The sequence below is a fragment of the Streptomyces sp. NPDC087787 genome (genome assembly GCF_044743035.1).
Classification (GTDB): Bacteria; Actinomycetota; Actinomycetes; order Streptomycetales; family Streptomycetaceae; genus Streptomyces.
Map to the genome: position 1 here is coordinate 1 of NZ_JBIUVQ010000016.1, position 17,015 is coordinate 17,015.

Sequence of the window (17,015 nt, forward strand, 5' to 3'; positions counted from 1 at the left end):
TCACCCTCTCGGGCTTTCCTCCGGGCGCTTCCCTTCGGTGTTTCCGACTCTATCAGATCTTTTTCCGATCCGATTTCCTCGGTGCTTTCCAGGTTTCCGCTTTCGCGTTTCCCTTTCCGGCGGTTCCGACTTTATCAGAACTTTTGAGCCGGCCTGACCGGCCTTCGTTTCCGATTTTATCGGGAGAGGCTTCTCCATGTTCGATCTTGTCGACATATGCAGAAGCGGATAGACGCTCACTGTCACCCTCGCGGACCCTGTCCATCTCCGGGCAACTGTTTGAATCTACCTCCCCACCGGACCCGTGTCAACGGCTCTGGTGCGGCGAAGAGGAGAGTAGCAGCTCGGCGGGCTCAAACGCACATCAGGCGGCGGTCGGCACGGTCGCGCTTCGCTCGATCGGCTCCACGTCCCCTGTGCCGCCGGCCCGTGCCGCTCGACCGCCGAGGACGTAGACGTAGGCCAGGAAGGCCAGCTCGGCGACGATCCCGATGCCTATGCGGGCCCAGGTGGGCAGGCCCGACGGCGTGACGAAGCCTTCGATGGCGCCGGAGACGAAGAGAACGAGGGCCAGGCCGATCGCCATGCCCAGCGCGGCCCGGCCCTCTTCGGCGAGAGCGGCGCGGCGGGAGCGGGGGCCGGGGTCGATGACCGTCCAGCCGAGGCGCAACCCCGTACCGGCGGCGACGAAGACCGCGGTCAGTTCGAGCAGGCCGTGAGGGAGGACGAGGCCGAGGAAGGTGTCGAGACGGCCGGCCGAGGACATCAGGCCGATGCCCACGCCGAGGTTGAGCATGTTCTGGAAGAGGATCCACAGGACCGGCAGCCCCAGGAAGACGCCCAGAACCAGGCACATCGCGGCAGCCTGCGCGTTGTTCGTCCAGACCTGGGCGGCGAAGGCGGCCGCGGGGTGGCTGGAGTAGTAGGTCTCGTACTCGCCGCCGGGACGGGTGAGTTGCCGGAGTTCGTCGGGCGCCGCGATCGCGGCCTGCACCTCGGGGTGTGTCCCTATCCACCACCCCAGGAGCGCCGCGACGACGGTCGACACGAGCGCGGTGGGAACCCACCAGTGGCGGGCCCGATAGACCGCCGCGGGGAAGCCCTCCAGCAGAAAGCGGGTGACGTCCCGCCACGAGGCGCGGCGTGCCCCCGTCACAGCGCTGCGCGCGCCTGCCACGAGTTGGCTGAGTCGGCCCGTCAGCTGCGGGTCGGGGGCGCTGGACTGGATCAGGGAAAGGTGTGTGGCCGTGCGCTGGTAGAGGGCGACGAGTTCGTCGGCCTCCGTGCCGGTGAGCCTGCGCCTGCGGCGAAGCAGGGTGTCGAGGCGGTCCCATTCCGCTCGGTGGGCGGAGACGAAGACGTCCAGGTCCATCGTGCCTGCCTGCTCCTCGGCTGGTTGTTCGACAACTCGTCGGCTGTGTCAGCTTGTCCTACTGCGGCGCGGTCGCCCTCAGCTTGGCAGACTGGCCGTTCTCGGGGCAGGCCAGGGGAAGGACGACGGGCATGAGTGAGCTGGTGACGGGTGAGGCCGTGGTGCTGGAGGTGCGCCCGGCCAGGCTGCCCAGTAGGGCACTGGCCCTGCTGCTCGACCTGGTCGTGACAGTGATGGTCTACATGATCGTGTCCTTTGCCCTCCTCGCCGCCACGGCTTCCCTGGACGAGGCGGCGCAGATCGCGATGTCGATCGCGACGTTCCTGCTCGTGCTGGTCGGGGGGCCGATAGCCGTGGAAACGCTCAGCCACGGGCGGTCTCTCGGGAAGATGGCCTGCGGGCTGCGGGTGGTCCGGGACGACGGCGGGCCGATCCGCTTCCGGCACGCGCTGGTGCGTGGCGCGATCGGTGTGGTCGAGATTCTGATGACGTTCGGGGTCGTCGCCTGTATCTCCTCGCTGGTGTCGGCGCGGGGGCGCCGGCTGGGCGACGTGTTCGCGGGCACCCTGGTCGTGCGGGAGCGGGTGCCGGCCGGGCAGGCGACCGCCGTGCCTCCGCCGCCGCCCTGGCTGGCGGGGCGTTTCTCGGAGCTCGATCTGTCGGCGGTGCCCGACGGGCTCTGGCTGGCGGTCCGGCAGTACCTGACGCGGATGCAGCACCTGGATCCGCGGGTCGGCTGGAACATGGCCGAACGGCTCGCCGCCGATCTGGCCGCCCTTACCGGGACTCCGGCACCGCGCGAGGTCCCGCCGGCCGTGTACCTGGCGGCGGTGCTGCAGGAGCGGCAGGCGCGTGAGGCCCGGCGCACGTTCGGCGGCGGCTACGGGGCCGGTGCGTTCGCCGCGGGGGGCGGGGTCCCGGTAGCCGGGTTCGGCGCGGCGCCCGGTGGTCCCGGCTTCCCGCCGCCGCAACCGCCGGTGTACGGCGCGCCGCAGGCGTACGGCGTCGGCGAGCACTCGGGTGCTCCCGTGTCCGCCGCCGCGGCCTCACCCGCCGCGTCTCAGGACACCCACTCCTGGGGCGCCCCGGCCACGGATCTCCCCTCGCAGCACGCTGCGTCCGAGGACACGTCGCGGACCGAGCGTCCCGGTACCGGGTTCGTGCCGCCGGCCTGAGTCGTCGGCCGCTCCGCCCCGCAGGTTCAGGAGTCGAAGACCGACGGGGGCGACTGGAGGTCGTCGAGCTCGATGCCGGGGGCTGCCAGAACCACGTCACCGGCGATGTGCACGGTGTGCTGCTCGCCCGTGTCCAGGGCTGTGACCTGGTATTCGTCCACGGTCAGGGGGCCGTTGTCAGTGGCGTGTGCTTCTCTTTCGAGCAGAGCCCAGGACTGGTCCACGGTGCGGGGGGCGAGGACCGGATCCGTGAAGGCGACGAGGCGGACGCGGGTCGCGGAGGCAGAGGGGGTGAGGCGCAGGAGACGGGCGGTGGCGACGAGGAACGCGGGGGACGTGCCGGTGAAGGCGTGAGCGCGCGCAGTGCCTTCGGTTGCATGGATGCCGGTGGGGTCGGTGCGGACCCAGGTGACGCCGTCGAGGGCGGCACCGCGCACCTGCCAGCTTCCAGCGTGGAGTTCGAGGCGAAGGGGACGGCCGAGGTCGTCCAGGGTCAGGTCGACGGAGCCGTGATGAGTGCCCGAGGGAGTGGTCACCTGGGACACGTAGCGCCAGCCGGAGGGGCCGGGGGCGCACTGGAAGTGCTCTTCTGCGAGGGGGGTGTGATCGTGCGGATCGTGGAGCGAATAACGGCCGCGGGGCATGGGGGTCCTGGGGTGTGACGAGGTGGTCCGGCCGCCTCGGTGCTTCGGTCGGGCGGACGGCGTGACGGCCGCCGGTCCGGTCGGAACGGCCGGTCCGGTCCAAAGGGGCAGGCCCCCGACACGGGGGTGCGGGGGCCTGCCTCGAAGGACCTGGCTGAGACGCGGATGCGGCTCGGTGACGGTCAGTAGCGGTAGTGGTCCGACTTGTACGGGCCGTCGACCTCCACGCCGATGTACGCGGCCTGCTCGGGGCGCAGCGTGGTGAGCTTGACGCCGAGGGCGTCCAGGTGGAGGCGGGCGACCTTCTCGTCGAGGTGCTTGGGCAGCACGTAGACGCCGGTCGGGTACTCGTCGGGCTTGGTGTACAGCTCGATCTGGGCCAGGGTCTGGTCCGCGAAGGAGTTGGACATCACGAACGACGGGTGGCCGGTGGCGTTGCCCAGGTTCAGCAGGCGGCCCTCGGACAGCACGATGATCTTCTTGCCGTCCGGGAAGGTCCAGGTGTGGACCTGCGGCTTGACCTCGTCCTTGACGATGCCGGGGGTCTTGGCGAGGCCGGCCATGTCGATCTCGTTGTCGAAGTGGCCGATGTTGCCGACGATGGCCTGGTGCTTCATCTTCGCCATGTCGGAGGCGAGGATGATGTCCTTGTTGCCGGTGGTGGTGACGAAGATGTCGGCCGTCTCGACGACCTCGTCCAGCGTGGTGACCTGGTAGCCGTCCATCGCCGCCTGGAGGGCGCAGATCGGGTCGATCTCGGTGATGATCACGCGTGCGCCCTGGCCGCGCAGGGACTCCGCGCAGCCCTTGCCCACGTCGCCGTAGCCGCACACGACGGCGGTCTTGCCGCCGATCAGGACGTCGGTGGCGCGGTTGATCCCGTCGACCAGGGAGTGCCGGCAGCCGTACTTGTTGTCGAACTTCGACTTGGTGACGGCGTCGTTGACGTTGATCGCCGGGAAGAGGAGGGTGCCCTCGCGCTGCATCTCGTACAGGCGGTGCACGCCGGTGGTGGTCTCCTCGGTGACGCCCCGGATCTCGGAGGCCAGCTGGGTCCACTTCTGGGGGTTCTCGCCCAGGGTGCGGTTCAGCAGCTCCAGGATGACGCGGTGTTCGTCGGACTCGGCGGTGTCGGGCGAGGGGACCTTGCCGTCCTTCTCGTACTCGACGCCGTTGTGGACGAGCAGGGTGGCGTCGCCGCCGTCGTCCAGGATCATGTTCGGGCCGCCGGTGGGGCTGTCCGGCCAGGTCAGCGCCTGCTCGGTGCACCACCAGTACTCCTCGAGGGTCTCGCCCTTCCAGGCGAAGACCGGAACGCCCTGCGGGTCGTCGGGGGTGCCGTGAGGGCCGACGGCGATGGCGGCGGCCGCGTGGTCCTGGGTGGAGAAGATGTTGCAGGACGCCCAGCGGACGCGCGCGCCGAGGGCCGTCAGGGTCTCGATCAGGACGGCGGTCTGCACGGTCATGTGCAGGGAGCCGGTGATGCGGGCGCCCTTGAGCGGCTGCTTCTCGGCGTACTCCGCACGGATGGCCATGAGGCCCGGCATCTCGTGCTCGGCGAGGGAGATCTCCTTGCGGCCGAACTCGGCCAGGGACAGGTCGGCGACCTTGAAGTCCTGTCGGTTCTCGACAGTCGTCATGGGGTGCTGCTCCTCGGGGTTGGGGCGAGGTGGGTACGGCTGACCTGCGCGGCGGCGGACACAGGGGTGTCCCGAAGAGGACACAGGCATGCCCGCGTGCGCGCAGCGCAGTCCGTCGGAGGCCCTCTCTCCCTCGGCCGGCCCCTGCTCGGGCCGCCCGACCGCCATCAGCAGCGACGTCTGGCTCCGACCCAAGCTACACCGCGAAGCGCGGGGGCCCACAGTCCGCGTCCGGACACTCCGGGCCGTTCGCGGGACCTCGTGATCGTCGCCGGGCCGGCCGGGATCAGTGGCCTGTGGGGTGCGGGGCGGGGCCGCCAGGGGTGGCCTCGCGGTCCGGGCCCTTGGCCGCCTCGGCCTCGCTGTAGATGTCCGGTTCCAGGTAGATGACGCGGGCGATGGGGACGGTCGCGCGGATGCGGGACTCGGCGGCGTCGATGGCGGCGGCGACGTCGGCGGCCGTGTCGTCGTGCCGGACGGCGATCTTGGCGGCGATGAGCAGTTCCTCGGGGCCGAGGTGGAGCGTGCGCATGTGGATGACGCCGGTGACGGTGTCGCCGTCGACCATGGCGGTCTCGATCTGCCGGACGACGTCGGTGCCGGCGGCCTCGCCGAGGAGCAGGGACTTGGTCTCGGCGGCCAGGACGAGGGCGATCAGTACGAGCAGGGCGCCGATGCAGACCGTGCCGATGCCGTCCCAGATGCCGTCGCCGGTGAGCAGGGAGAGACCCACACCGCCGAGGGCGAGGACGAGACCGATCAGGGCGCCGAAGTCCTCCAGGAGCACGACCGGCAGTTCGGGTGCCTTGGCGCGGCGGATGAACTGCGGCCAGGACAGCTTGCCGCGCAGTTGGTCGGCCTCCTTGACGGCCGTGCGGAAGGAGAAGCCCTCGGCGACGATCGCGAAGAGGAGGACGCCCACCGGCCAGTACCAGTGCTCCAGTTCGTGCGGGTGGCTGATCTTCTCGATGCCCTCGTAGATGGCGAACATGCCACCGACGGAGAACAGGACGATGGAGACGAGGAAGGCGTAGACGTACCGCTCGCGGCCGTAGCCGAAGGGGTGTTGCGGGGTCGCCTCGCGCTGGGCCCGCTTGCCGCCGATCAGCAGCAGGAACTGGTTGCCGGAGTCGGCGAGGGAATGCACGCCCTCGGCGAGCATCGACGAGGAGCCGCTGAAGGCGAACGCCACGAACTTGGCTGCCGCGATGGCGAGGTTGGCGCCGAGTGCCGCCACGATCGCCCTGGTACCGCCTGACGCGCTCATCTGTTCGCGTTGTCCCTTCGCCGTCGTACGCCGTCACGGCCGAGTCCCGTGCTCGGCCGGTGGGCCATTGTGGCAGCCCGCTCCGGCGGCGGTACGCGGGCGGCGGCCTCCCGGGCCGCCGCCCGCGCGGTCATACGAGGACGGTGGCCCGGAACAGGGTGCCGGTGCCGGATGCCTCGGCTCTCTCGCCGGCCGGGACGAACACGGACTGCCCCGGGGTCAGTTGCTGCTCGCCGGCCCGGACGGAGCCGGTCGTGCAGAGCAGGATCTGCGGGGTGCCGAGGGTGAGGTCGACGTCGGCGGTGCCCTCGGACAGGACGTAGCGGGACAGGCGGAACTCGTCGACGGGGGTGTCGTAGACCTCCTCGCCGTCGGGGCCGGCCTCCGGGGACAGGATGCCGGGGTCGCCTGCCTCGAAGCGGACGATGCGCAGGAGTTCGGGGACGTCGACGTGCTTGGGGGTCAGGCCGCAGCGCAGGACGTTGTCGGAGTTGGCCATGATCTCCACGCCCAGGCCGTCGAGGTAGGCGTGCGGGACGCCGGCGCCGAGGAAGACCGCCTCGCCCGGCTTGAGGCGGAAGTGGTTGAGGAGCATCGCAGCCAGCACGCCCGGGTCGCCCGGGTAGTGGCGGGCGATGCCGGCGTAGGGCGCGTGGTCGCCGCCGAGGCGGGTGCAGGCGGCCGCGGCCTCGGTGACCGTCGCGGCCATCTCCTCGCGGTCGGCGGTGAGGAGGGCGGTGAGGACCTCGCGCAGGGCGGCTTCCTCGGGGCGGGTGCGCAGCACCTCGATGTACGGCTTGAGGGAGTCGACACCGAGGGCTTCGAGCAGGTCGGCGGCCCGGTTCGGCGCGCGGAAGCCGCACAGGCCGTCGAACTCGGTGAGTGCGCAGACCAGTTCGGGCTTGTGGTTGGCGTCCCTGTAGTTGCGGTGCGGGGCGTCGGCGGGGACGCCTCGGCGCTCCTCGTCGGCGTATCCCTGCTTGGCCTGCTCCAGGTCGGGGTGGACCTGGAGGGAGAGCGGGGCGCCGGCGGCGAGGATCTTGAGCAGGAAGGGCAGGTGCGGGCCGAATTTCGCGACCGTCCCGGCGCCGAGTTCCTCCTCGGGGCCGGCCTCGATGACGTCGGCGAGGGTGCCGCGTGCGGTGCGCGAGGGTGCGCCCGGGTGGGCCCCCATCCACAGCTCCGCCTGGGGCTCGCCGCTCGGTTCGACACCCAGCAGGTGCGGGATGGCGGTGGTGGAACCCCAGGCGTAGGGGCGGATCGTGTTGTCGAGGCGGTCCATGCGCTTCTCTCTGCGGTTCTGGTCTGTTCTCGGCTGTTCTCGGCTGCTCTCAAGGACAGATCAGGTGCCGGAGGCGAGCGCCAGGTAAACGGCGGTGAAATCCGTGACGGCGATCAGTTCCGCGAGGGTCTCGATCTCGTCGCCGGGTCCCGGCTCCAGTTCGCTGATCGGCGTGTCGTGGCTGAGGGCCAGGTCCCGGGCGGCCGGGGCGGCGGTCAGGCCGCCCAGCGGGCGGTCGCGCAGCAGCACCACGCGCGCGTGCAGGGCGGGCCGTTCCTCGACGCGGTCGCGGAAGAAGTCGTCGGGGTCGGCGCTGGCGGCCAGCGGACCGGCGAGCAGCGCGGTGTGCGCGGCGAGGGCCTCGGGCAGTTCGGCGACGACCGCGGGGATGCCTGACAGTTCGGCGAGCCCGGCGGCGAAGCGGCGGCCCGCGGGTCCCGCGGAAGGGCCCTCGGTCCAGATGACCGGCAGCGTGTCGGCGAGTTCGGCGGCGAGGGTCTTGGCCGGGTTGCTGTAGGTGACGATGGCGGGTCCGCAGCGCTCGGCGATGTGGTCCAGCCGGTCGGCGACCTTCCCCAGGGCGTCGGGCGGGGCGGTGAGCAGGCCGACGCGGTCCAGGAGGGCCAGCAGTGGGGTGAGCAGCGCCCACAGGACGCCCGGGGCGGATCCGGCGAGGGGTTCGTCGTGGTCGTAGGGGGCCGTGGCCATGGGAATGAACAGGCCGCGGGCGCCTTCGAGGGTCTCGGCGAGCGGGGTACCGGCCGGGGCCACGGCGACGACCGTGCACCCGCGCCGGTAGGCCTGCTCGGCGAGCAGGGACAGGCTCGGTTCGGTGCCGTCCGGGGTGGCGATCAGCAGCAGGTCGACGGAGCCGGCCCAGCCGGGCAGCTCCCAGCGCAGGGCGCCGGCGGCGGAGGCCACGCCTGTGGGCGCGAGCCGGGTCACGGGGCTGCCGGCGCCGGCGAGCGTGCCGAGCAGGTCGGCCGCGTGGGTGGCGGCGGCTCCGGGGCCGGCGATCAGGACGGCGCGGGGGCGGCCGTCGGGCCTGAGGCCGGCCACGCCGGCCTCGGTGGCGTTCCGGGCGGCGGTCCGGACGCGGGCGCCGGCCTCGGCGGCACCGCGGAGCAGTCCGCGGCTGTCGGCCTCGGCGAGCCCCTCAGGGGCGTCGAGCAGCGATTCGTCGAGCATGGGCGGCAGCCTCCCGATCGGGCACCGAGCGCCTGGTCGTCTTCGTGCGGGCAGCGGAAGTCGTCCGGACGAGGCGTGGGCCTCCTCCGGACGAGCCGTGTCACGCCGGGCGGCGGGCCTCGTCGACGAGCAGGACGGGGATGCCGTCGCGGACGGGGTACGCCAGACCGCAGTCCTGCCCGGTGCAGACCAGCTCGGCTTCCTGCTCCTTGAGGGGGGCGTGGCAGGCCGGGCAGGCGAGGATCTCCAGGAGGCCGGCTTCGAGCGGCATGGGGTTTCCCTTCGGGCGGCGGGATGGACGCGTCGGTGCGGTCGTACGGACGTGCCTGGTCAGCGTACCGCCGGTGGCGGCGGCATGGCGGGGGCGGGCCGGGGCCCGCATGCCGCGGCCCGCCTCCACCGGAGGTGAATGGTCTCTCAGCCCCGGATGATCGCGAGGGCCTCGTCGCGCACCTTGGCCATCGTCGGCTCGTCGCGGGCCTCGGCGTTCAGCCGCAGCAGCGGTTCGGTGTTGGACGGGCGGACGTTGAACCACCAGTCGGCGGCGCTGACGGTGAGACCGTCGAGTTCGTCGAGGGTGACGTCCGCGCGGCCTTCGTAGGCCGACCTGATCGCTGTGAGGCGGGCGGTCTGGTCGTCGACCGTGGAGTTGATCTCGCCGGAACCGGCATAGCGGTCGTACTGGGCGACGAGGGCGGACAGCGGGCCGTCCTGGCCGCCGAGGGCCGCGAGGACGTGCAGGGCGGCCAGCATGCCGGTGTCGGCGTTCCAGAAGTCCTTGAAGTAGTAGTGCGCGGAGTGCTCGCCGCCGAAGATCGCGCCGGTCCTCGCCATCTCGGCCTTGATGAAGGAGTGGCCCACGCGGGTGCGGGCGGGCGTGCCGCCGTTCTCCTCGACCACCTCCGGGACCGACCAGGAGGTGATGAGGTTGTGGATGATCACGCCCTTGCCGCCGTTCTTCGCCAGTTCGCGGGCGGCGACCAGTGCGGTGATCGCGGACGGGGAGACCGGCTCGCCGCGCTCGTCGATCACGAAGCAGCGGTCGGCGTCGCCGTCGAAGGCGATGCCGAGGTCGGCGCCCTCCGCGCGGACCCGCTTCTGGAGGTCGACGAGGTTGGCCGGGTCGAGGGGGTTGGCCTCGTGGTTGGGGAAGGTGCCGTCCAGTTCGAAGTACATCGGGACGAGGTCGACGGGCAGGCCCTCGAAGACGGTCGGGACGGTGTGGCCGCCCATGCCGTTGCCCGCGTCGACGACGACCTTCAGGTGGCGCAGGGAGTCCAGGTCCACGAGGGAGCGCAGGTAGGCGGCGTAGTCGTGCAGCGTGTCGCGCCGGCTGATCGTCCCCTGCCGGGCGGCCGGCTCCGGGGCGCCCGAGGCGAGCCACCGCTCGACCAGTTCGCGGATGTCCGCCAGTCCGGAGTCCTGGCCGACGGGGGCCGCGCCCGCGCGGCACATCTTGATGCCGTTGTACTCGGCCGGGTTGTGCGAGGCCGTGAACATCGCGCCGGGCAGGTCCAGGGCGCCGGAGGCGTAGTAGAGCTGGTCCGTGGAGCACAGCCCGATCCCGGTGACGTCGGCGCCGTGACGGGCCGCGCCGCGGGCGAAGGCGCGGGCCAGGCCGGGCGAGGAGGGCCTCATGTCGTGGCCTGTCACGAGGGCCTCGGCGTCGGTCACCTGGGCGAAGGCCGCGCCGAAGAGTTCGGCCAGCGACTCGTCCCACTGATCCGGGACCACCCCGCGTACGTCGTACGCCTTCACGATCTGCGACAGATCAGCAGCCACGGCAAGCCCTTCTGAGGTCCTATCGGTCACCACAAACTACCGTCGGTGTGCGAACACGAGGCAGCGAAGGCGCGGGGCACGGGTGACGGAAGGAGTGCGCGGCCGGACGCAGTCAGTTGTCGGGCGAGCGCAGCACGCGCAGGTGGCCGCGGCGAGCGACCTCCATCGGGTCCGCGGTACGCGCTCCGCCACCGGCCTCGGCCGCCCGTTCCTGGGGCCTGGCGGCCTCTCGCACGGCGTTGGCAAGCGCTTCCAGATCGTCGCCGCTGGGCCGCGCGGGAGCCGAGCCGTCCAGGAGCCGGACGACCTCCCAGCCGCGCGGGGCGGTGAGGCGCTCGGAGTGTTCGGCGCACAGGTCGTAGCAGTGGGGTTCGGCGTAGGTCGCGAGCGGGCCGAGGACGGCGGTCGAGTCGGCGTAGACGTACGTCAGCGTCGCTACGGCGGGACGGCCGCAAGCGGTGCGCGAACAGCGACGTACAAGGCTCACGACGTTGGACGGTACCGCACTCTTGAGCGGGCCGCGACGACTCTCCACCAGGCCGCTCCACCGTGTCGCGGCATGAAACGTCCCGGAAGCGCCTTCTGTCACACTTCCCTGACCTGCGCGAACGCCGCCTGACGGGCCCTCGGGCATGTCGGATCCGATCACGACCGGGTACAAAATCAGTCAATTACCTTGATATTGACGGTCCCGTAGAGATATGGAATCGAGCCCCAGCTTGGCTGAAATGCTCACTGCGACACAGGGCGTGACGCGGTGTCGGGCGCGATGTCCGGGATGGCGCGCGATGTCCGGGATGACGCGTGGAGCCGGGCGCGCGGGGACGCCGGGGACTACCCTTCAGCAGTGATGGACAACCGTGTACCGCCCCGTGCCGCCGGCCCCGGGCCCCGACGACGTGATCGCCACGGCCGGGGCATGCGCGGCCCGATCGCCCCGCCGCAGGTGCCCCTCGCCGCGAGCCGTGCCGAGGCGTTCGCGGATCTGGTGCAGGACTCCGTGGACCGGCTGGAGCGGCGCTGGCCGCAACTGGCCGACATCGACTTCTTCGTGGTCGAGGTGCCGCGGCTGGACGGGCCGGGGCAGGCGTGGAGCGACGAGGTGGTGCCGCTCGGAGGCACGGTCGCGTCGCGCGAGGGCCGACGCGCGCGCGTGGTGGTCTACCGGCGGCCGGTGGAGATCCGCACCAAGGGCCGCGACGAGCGGGCCGCCCTGGTGCACGAGGTCGTGGTCGAACAGGTGGCCGAGCTGCTGGGGCTGACCCCGGAGACGGTCGACCCCCGGTACGGCGAGGACTGACCCCGCCCGCCGGGGGCCGCCCGGCTCACTTCTGCAGCACCGACAGGTCCTGCTCCGCGTGCGGCACCGCCACCATCCCCCGGTCGTCCGGCAGCGTCTGGATCGTGAAGCCGGAGCCGCCCTCCCGCGCCGTGAGGGTGCGCGCCCCGTAGACCGGGCCGCCGGAGACCCGCTCCACCGTGACCGCGTACGTCCCCTTCAGACCCGACGGCACCGGCGGGACGATGTCCTGGGTCGTCCCCTCCTTGATCGTGTAGGTCTTCGACACGGCCGTGCCGCCGCCGCTGCCCGCCGACGCGGTGACCTTGACCTCCGCGGTGGCGGTGGGAGCCGTCAGCGACAGCGTCGCGCCCTTGGCGCTGTTGTCCGGCGAGGTCGCCCGGGTCATGACCGGGCCGGTCGCCGGGATGAACGCCGTCTCCTGCCGGTCGCCCTTGCCCCGCAGGATCCGCAGCGCCGCGACCACGGGCACCGACCGCGAGGTCGGGGTCAGCACCAGCGAGCCCGCCTCCTCGCGCGTGACCTCACCGAGCTCGACGACGGTCGTCGTCCCGCCCTTCAGGTGGACCGTCTCGTGTCCCGCGGGCGTGATCAGCCCGGACGGGGAGGCGAGGCGCACCTTCAGGTCGGCGTCGGAGTCGGCGGGCGTGAAGGCGACCAGCCGTACGTCCGTGGCGTCCTTGGGGATGCCCGGGAGCACCAGGCTGCCCGCCGGGTCGGCGGACGCCGCCAGCCAGTCCCCGCCCAGACTGTTGTCGAGGGACTGCACCGCCGCCCCGACCCGGCCGCTGCGCACGCTCACGTGCACGGTGAGGTCCTGCTGCGGGGAGTCGGCGAGCGTGGAGAGCAGGACCGGCTCGCTGGAGTGCGCCGGAACGGTGATGCCCTCACCGGCGGACGACTTCACGGCGCCCTCCGTGCCGTAGAGCTGGATGTCGACGACGGCCGGGGAGTCGTCCGGATTGGTGAGGTGGATGTAGTCGGACCGGCCGGCGGCCGTGCTGGCGCCGGGGAACCAGAACTGGGTGTCCGGCGCGGTGCAGGTCACGCCCAGGAGGCCGCGGCCGGCACCCACGGTGACCTCGGTGGTCTGCTGCACCGTCCAGCCGGGTGCGAACTTGCCCTCGGCCGTGCCGATCAGCGCGGTCCCGTCCCCGCCCGAGATGTCGGCGGTGACGGGGGTGCCGGGCTCCTTGGGCTCCAGGACGGACTTGGCGGTCTTGTTCTTTCCGCCGTCCTTGGTCCCGCCCTTGGCCGTGCCCTTCCCGGCGCCCGTGTCCGACGCCTCGGCGGCGGGCAGCAACTGGGCCTTGCCCGTGCTGCCGGTGCCCGTGGTCACGGGGGTGAAGGACGCGTACGCGGTGTCGGCTATGTCCGAGGTGCTCGGCGCCGGGCACACCAGGGTGGTGCGCTCGACCGGCAGTTGCGCGGCCGCCGTGGCGGTGCCGGAGCCCGTGGCCTCCGGCGTCTCCAGCGCGGCGAATCCGGTGACGGCGGCGAGCGCGGTCACGCCGGCGATCAGGGACAGGGTCGTGCGGTTCACTGCTGGCTCCCGTCGGGGCGCTCATTGCCGTTGCCGTGCGGGTGGTGCTGAGCCGGGTCGTACGGCTCCTCGTATCCCTGGTGATACGTCGTCCGGTCGTACGGCGCCGCCGACGTCCGGCCGTCGTATCCGTACGGGTCGTACTGGGCGCCCTGGTACGGGTCGGCCTGGTACGCCTGGTCGTAGCCGCCCGCCGGGTACTGCTGGGGCTGGGCGCCCTGGTACTGGCCGTCGTCCTGGTACTGGTTGTCGCCGTAAGCGCCGTACTCGGCCGTGGCTCCCGCGTAGGCGGTGGTGTCCCACTCGTCGTAGGCCTGCTGGTGCGGGACGGCGGCGGTTGCCTCGTCCGGGGCGGCAGGCGGCACGGTGCCCGGTTCCGGCGCGAACTCCGCCTTTCCGGGCTCCCGCTGCTGTCCGGGCCCCTCCGGCCCGAACCCCTCGTGACCGGCCTCGTCCTGTCCGGCCTCCTCGGCCTCCGCCTGGGCCCGGAGCCTGCGGGCCCGGCGGCCCTCTCCGGAGACGGCCTCGGCGGGAGCGAGCTCCTCCTCGGGCAGGTCGTCGTCGACGTCACGGCGCCGGCCGGGCAGGGCGAGCACGACGAGGACGACGGCGAGGGCACCCTGGGCCCACAGCCAGGCGGTGTGGCCGAACGGGTCGTCGAAGGTGACGTCCAGCTTGCCGCCGGAGGCGGGCAGCTGGAAGCCCTGGGCCCAGCCGTCGACGGTGGTGCGGGTGAGCGGCTTGCCGTCCAGGGTGGCCGTCCAGCCCGCGTCGGCGGAGTCGGCCAGGCGCAGCACGCGGCCCTCGGCCCCGGACGGGATGGTGGTGTGGATCTCGACGGGGCCCGCGGCGACGGGTTCGGCGGTGCCCGAGCCCGAGGCGGACACGACGGCGGCGCGCGAGACCTCCCGGTTCACCCGCCACAGGGCGCTGCCGTCCTGCTGGCTGAGCCGGGTGAGACCGGGCGTGGCGTCCAGGACGCGGCTGACGTCGCGGGGCGCGCCCTTGTGGACCAGGACGTAGCGCACGGCGTAGCCGCCGAGCTGGCCGGCCTGGTCGGCGCCGGAGCCGGCGACCAGGTTGGCGACGACCTTGTCCAGCTGCTGGTTCGCGCCGTTCACCGCGGCGAGTTCGGCGTCGCCCATGCGGGCGCCGGAGCCGCGTACGAGCATGTAGCCGACGTGGGCGGGCGAGTCGCTGTCGAGGACCAGGGTGCGGGCCTGGTCGCGGGTGGCGCTCTCCTCGGCGACGAACGCGGGCACCTGCACGGGGTCGCGCCGCTCCACCGGGCCGTCGGCGCCGCCGATCATCCAGCCGGCGGCGACGAGCAGGGGCCCGGCGGCCGAGGCGAAGGCGATCAGCGCGGCGACTGGCTGGCGCCAGCCGAAGCTCTGCTCGGCCACGCGGGCGCGTGCCCCGTCGGCGCCGATCACGGCGGCGGCGAGGAGGGCGAGGCCGTAGACGAGGGTGGCCGGGCCGGCCCAGGTGGAGCCGTTGGACAGCACGGCGAAGACGAGCGCCACCAGGGCGACCGCCCAGGCCGTCCAGATCGCGAACTGGCGCTCGGAGCGCAGCAGGGCGGCCAGCGCGGCCAGGACGATGCCGATGAGCATCAGCCCGTGCATGGTGCCGGGTCCGCCGGGGCCTGCGCCGAGCAGGTCGAGCGCGGAGGCGGCCGAGGCGCCGTACTCCAGGCCGGCCTCGTGGAAGAAGCCGAACGGCAGCAGCGACAGCGACCAGGGCGCGAGGACCAGCAGCGGAGTGCCCAACTGGGCCAGGAAGCGCAGGCCGTGGGCCACGATGTCGTCGCGGCGGACGACCAGCACGCCGAGGCCGAGCAGCAGCGCGATGGGCCACACGATCGGCGTGAACGCGGTGGTGATGGTCAGCAGCAGGGCGTACGCCCAGGTGGCGCGCCAACTGCCGCGGGCGCCGGAGGCCTTGGTGAGGCCGCCGGCCGCGACGCCCGCGCGGGCGATCAACGGCAGCAGCACGGCCAGCACGGCGGTGCCGATGCGGCCGCCGGCCAGCGCGCCGGTGGTGGCGGGCAGGAAGGCGTAGGCGACGGCGGCCCAGGCGCGCAGCAGACGGGAAGGGACCAGCGGGCGGGAGGCGAAGTACGCCGTGAACCCGGCCAGTGGCACCGATCCGACCAGCAGGACGGTGACCGCGAGTCCGCCCGAGCCGAGCAGCAGGGAGGCGAGCATCGCGACCATCGCCAGGTACGGCGGCGCGGACGGGGTGCCGCCCGCGCCCACCGGATGCCAGGAGTCGAGGTAGCGCGACCACAGTTCGGCGGAGTCGGCGGGTGCGGGCAGCAGGGCGCCGCCCGCGAGCGCGCCGCCGCCGAGCAGGCCGCGGCAGGCGGCCAGGGAGGCTAGCAGCAGCATCAGGAAGAGCACCGGGCCGGGTTTGCGCGCGATGCGCTTGAGGCGGGCGAACTGCTCGACCTCGAGGAAGTCGGCGTCGTCGCCGCCGGGCCCCGACTCGATGGCGCTCCCGTGCCGGCCGGCCGCGGACGCCTCGGCGTCGGAGCCGCCCACGAAGTTGCCGGCCACCTGTTCCACCGTGGCGCGGATGGTGGCGCCCGGCGGCGGGAGCAGCGCCCGCAGCTCGCCCTTGTCGATCTGCGGCCTGCCGCGTCTGCCGCGGCCCGCGATGATCCGCTCGGGCCGGAACAGAACGCTCATCAGGCCGCGGATCTCGTCCACCGCCTGTCCCGGGACCTTGCCGACGAGGTAGGCGACGGTCCGCAGCAGGGTGCCCAGGACGAGCCGCAGCAGGACCCAGGGCAGCGCCGCCGTACGGACGTTGACGAGCAGGGTGTAGACGGCTCCGGCCTTGTCGACCTTGTGCGGGGAGGCGGCGGTGCGGCCGGCGCAGTCGACGGTGCGGCGCTCCCGGGAGGCCGCCTCGGCGTGCCGTACGACGGCTTCCGGGGCGACCAGGACGCGGTGGCCGGCGGAGATGGCACGCCAGCACAGGTCGACGTCGTCGCGCATCAGGGGCAGCCGGCGGTCGAACCCGCCCAGCTCCTCGAAGATGTCACGCCGGATCAGCATTCCGGCGGTGGACACCGACAGCACGGGCCGTACGTGGTCGTGCTGTCCCTGGTCCTGCTCGCGCCGGTCGAGTCCGGTCCAACGGCGGCCGGAGTTGGCGATGCTGACGCCCACTTCGAGGAGCTGCCTGCGGTCGTACCAGCCGCGCAGCTTGGGTCCGACGACGGCCACGTCCTCGCGGCCGAGTTCGTACTCGTTGTCCACGACGCGCAGCAGCTCGGCCAGGGCGTCGGGTTCGGGGGCGCAGTCGTCGTGCAGCAGCCACAGCCACTGCACCGGCTCCCCGTGCGGCAGTTCGGGCAGGTCGTAGGCGTCGTCGCGCCAGGTGCGCGTGACGGGGTCCCAGCTGCTGGGGCGCTTGAGGTACGGCAGGTCGTCCGGGGTGAGGACCGGGGCGCTGTGAACCGCCTCCTCGACGGCCTGTCCGAAGCCGGTGCGCCGGGCGAGGTGCACGACGCGGTCGGGGCCGAGGGCGTCGGTGACCACCTGGGCGGACTCGTCCCCGCTGCCGGTGTCGGCGGCCACGGCGTACTGGACGGGGCGCTCCTGGCCGAGCAGGCCGGCGAGCGCGTCGGGCAGCCAGCGGGCTCCGTCGTGGGAGACGAGTACGGCGGTGACGACGTGGCGCGGGTACTCCGGTGTGCCGGTCTGGTCGGACACCGTCGCGCGCGCGGGGTCGTGCGCTGGGGCAGCGCCGTCGTAGTGGGCTGCCGTATGGCTGTGCACGGACATCGAGATACGGGCCCCGGTTCGGTGGTCT

Annotated in this window: 13 protein-coding genes; 2 read left to right on the forward strand and 11 right to left on the reverse strand. The window is 72.6% G+C overall.

The annotated features are described in order from the left end of the window. Positions 1-364 precede the first annotated feature (364 nt). Positions 365-1,372 (reverse strand): stage II sporulation protein M, encoded by a 1,008-nt coding sequence (locus ACIOWN_RS24385; protein ID WP_362345271.1) that lies wholly within the window; start codon positions 1,370-1,372, stop codon positions 365-367. Between the two features lie 131 nt (positions 1,373-1,503). Between ACIOWN_RS24385 and ACIOWN_RS24390 the strand changes: the two genes are divergently transcribed. Then, the gene (locus tag ACIOWN_RS24390) at positions 1,504-2,547 is read left to right on the forward strand and encodes an RDD family protein (protein WP_401983328.1); all 1,044 of its coding nucleotides are present in this window, start codon (positions 1,504-1,506) and stop codon (positions 2,545-2,547) included. Positions 2,548-2,573: 26 nt separating this feature from the next. On the opposite strand, the gene ACIOWN_RS24395 is transcribed toward ACIOWN_RS24390, so the two are convergent. From ACIOWN_RS24395 to ACIOWN_RS24430, 8 genes are all read right to left on the reverse strand, one after another. Continuing rightward, positions 2,574-3,191, reverse strand: coding sequence for a hypothetical protein (locus ACIOWN_RS24395; protein WP_401983329.1), 618 nt, complete (start codon positions 3,189-3,191; stop codon positions 2,574-2,576). Positions 3,192-3,373: 182 nt separating this feature from the next. Continuing rightward, a complete protein-coding gene (gene ahcY, locus ACIOWN_RS24400) occupies positions 3,374-4,831 on the reverse strand; it encodes an adenosylhomocysteinase (RefSeq protein WP_362345277.1) in 1,458 nt (485 codons plus the stop codon). Positions 4,832-5,117: 286 nt separating this feature from the next. Next, complete coding sequence (locus ACIOWN_RS24405; RefSeq protein ID WP_401983330.1) at positions 5,118-6,098, reverse strand: cation diffusion facilitator family transporter; 981 nt, start codon at positions 6,096-6,098, stop codon at positions 5,118-5,120. A 130-nt stretch (positions 6,099-6,228) separates the two neighbouring features. Further along, positions 6,229-7,380: a mannose-6-phosphate isomerase, class I gene (gene manA / locus ACIOWN_RS24410; protein ID WP_401983331.1), complete on the reverse strand. Its 1,152-nt coding sequence runs from the start codon at positions 7,378-7,380 to the stop codon at positions 6,229-6,231. A 60-nt stretch (positions 7,381-7,440) separates the two neighbouring features. Beyond that, positions 7,441-8,568 (reverse strand): SIS domain-containing protein, encoded by a 1,128-nt coding sequence (locus ACIOWN_RS24415; RefSeq protein WP_362345283.1) that lies wholly within the window; start codon positions 8,566-8,568, stop codon positions 7,441-7,443. 100 nt (positions 8,569-8,668) lie between these two features. Beyond that, positions 8,669-8,839: a Trm112 family protein gene (locus ACIOWN_RS24420; protein ID WP_100570979.1), complete on the reverse strand. Its 171-nt coding sequence runs from the start codon at positions 8,837-8,839 to the stop codon at positions 8,669-8,671. Positions 8,840-8,985: 146 nt separating this feature from the next. After that, positions 8,986-10,350 carry a phosphomannomutase/phosphoglucomutase gene (locus ACIOWN_RS24425; protein ID WP_401983332.1) on the reverse strand — a complete coding sequence of 455 codons (1,365 nt, stop codon included), beginning with the start codon at positions 10,348-10,350 and terminating at the stop codon, positions 8,986-8,988. Between the two features lie 112 nt (positions 10,351-10,462). Further along, on the reverse strand, positions 10,463-10,885 hold the full coding sequence (locus ACIOWN_RS24430; protein WP_100570981.1) for a DUF3499 domain-containing protein: 423 nt from the start codon (positions 10,883-10,885) through the stop codon (positions 10,463-10,465). 315 nt (positions 10,886-11,200) lie between these two features. On the opposite strand from ACIOWN_RS24430, the gene ACIOWN_RS24435 reads away from it, so the two are divergent. Next, entirely contained in the window at positions 11,201-11,650 is a 450-nt protein-coding gene (locus ACIOWN_RS24435; RefSeq protein WP_100570982.1) for a metallopeptidase family protein, read from the forward strand. 25 nt (positions 11,651-11,675) lie between these two features. Here the strand turns inward: ACIOWN_RS24435 and ACIOWN_RS24440 are convergent, their stop codons facing one another. Next, positions 11,676-13,193 carry a DUF5719 family protein gene (locus tag ACIOWN_RS24440; RefSeq protein WP_362345287.1) on the reverse strand — a complete coding sequence of 506 codons (1,518 nt, stop codon included), beginning with the start codon at positions 13,191-13,193 and terminating at the stop codon, positions 11,676-11,678. Beyond that, positions 13,190-16,987, reverse strand: coding sequence for a glycosyltransferase family 2 protein (locus ACIOWN_RS24445; protein ID WP_401983333.1), 3,798 nt, complete (start codon positions 16,985-16,987; stop codon positions 13,190-13,192). Before ACIOWN_RS24445 ends, ACIOWN_RS24440 begins: the two co-directional genes overlap by 4 nt. Positions 16,988-17,015 lie beyond the last annotated feature (28 nt).

Bases quoted from the DNA above. Each gene is read 5' to 3' on its own strand.
- manA (WP_401983331.1), bottom strand. From the start codon at position 7,380: ATGGACCGCCTCGACAACACGATCCGCCCCTACGCCTGGGGTTCCACC.
- ACIOWN_RS24395 (WP_401983329.1), bottom strand. From the start codon at position 3,191: ATGCCCCGCGGCCGTTATTCGCTCCACGATCCGCACGATCACACCCCC.
- ACIOWN_RS24385 (WP_362345271.1), bottom strand. From the start codon at position 1,372: ATGGACCTGGACGTCTTCGTCTCCGCCCACCGAGCGGAATGGGACCGC.
- ahcY (WP_362345277.1), bottom strand. From the start codon at position 4,831: ATGACGACTGTCGAGAACCGACAGGACTTCAAGGTCGCCGACCTGTCC.
- ACIOWN_RS24445 (WP_401983333.1), bottom strand. From the start codon at position 16,987: ATGTCCGTGCACAGCCATACGGCAGCCCACTACGACGGCGCTGCCCCA.
- ACIOWN_RS24415 (WP_362345283.1), bottom strand. From the start codon at position 8,568: ATGCTCGACGAATCGCTGCTCGACGCCCCTGAGGGGCTCGCCGAGGCC.
- ACIOWN_RS24390 (WP_401983328.1), top strand. From the start codon at position 1,504: ATGAGTGAGCTGGTGACGGGTGAGGCCGTGGTGCTGGAGGTGCGCCCG.
- ACIOWN_RS24420 (WP_100570979.1), bottom strand. From the start codon at position 8,839: ATGCCGCTCGAAGCCGGCCTCCTGGAGATCCTCGCCTGCCCGGCCTGC.
- ACIOWN_RS24435 (WP_100570982.1), top strand. From the start codon at position 11,201: ATGGACAACCGTGTACCGCCCCGTGCCGCCGGCCCCGGGCCCCGACGA.
- ACIOWN_RS24405 (WP_401983330.1), bottom strand. From the start codon at position 6,098: ATGAGCGCGTCAGGCGGTACCAGGGCGATCGTGGCGGCACTCGGCGCC.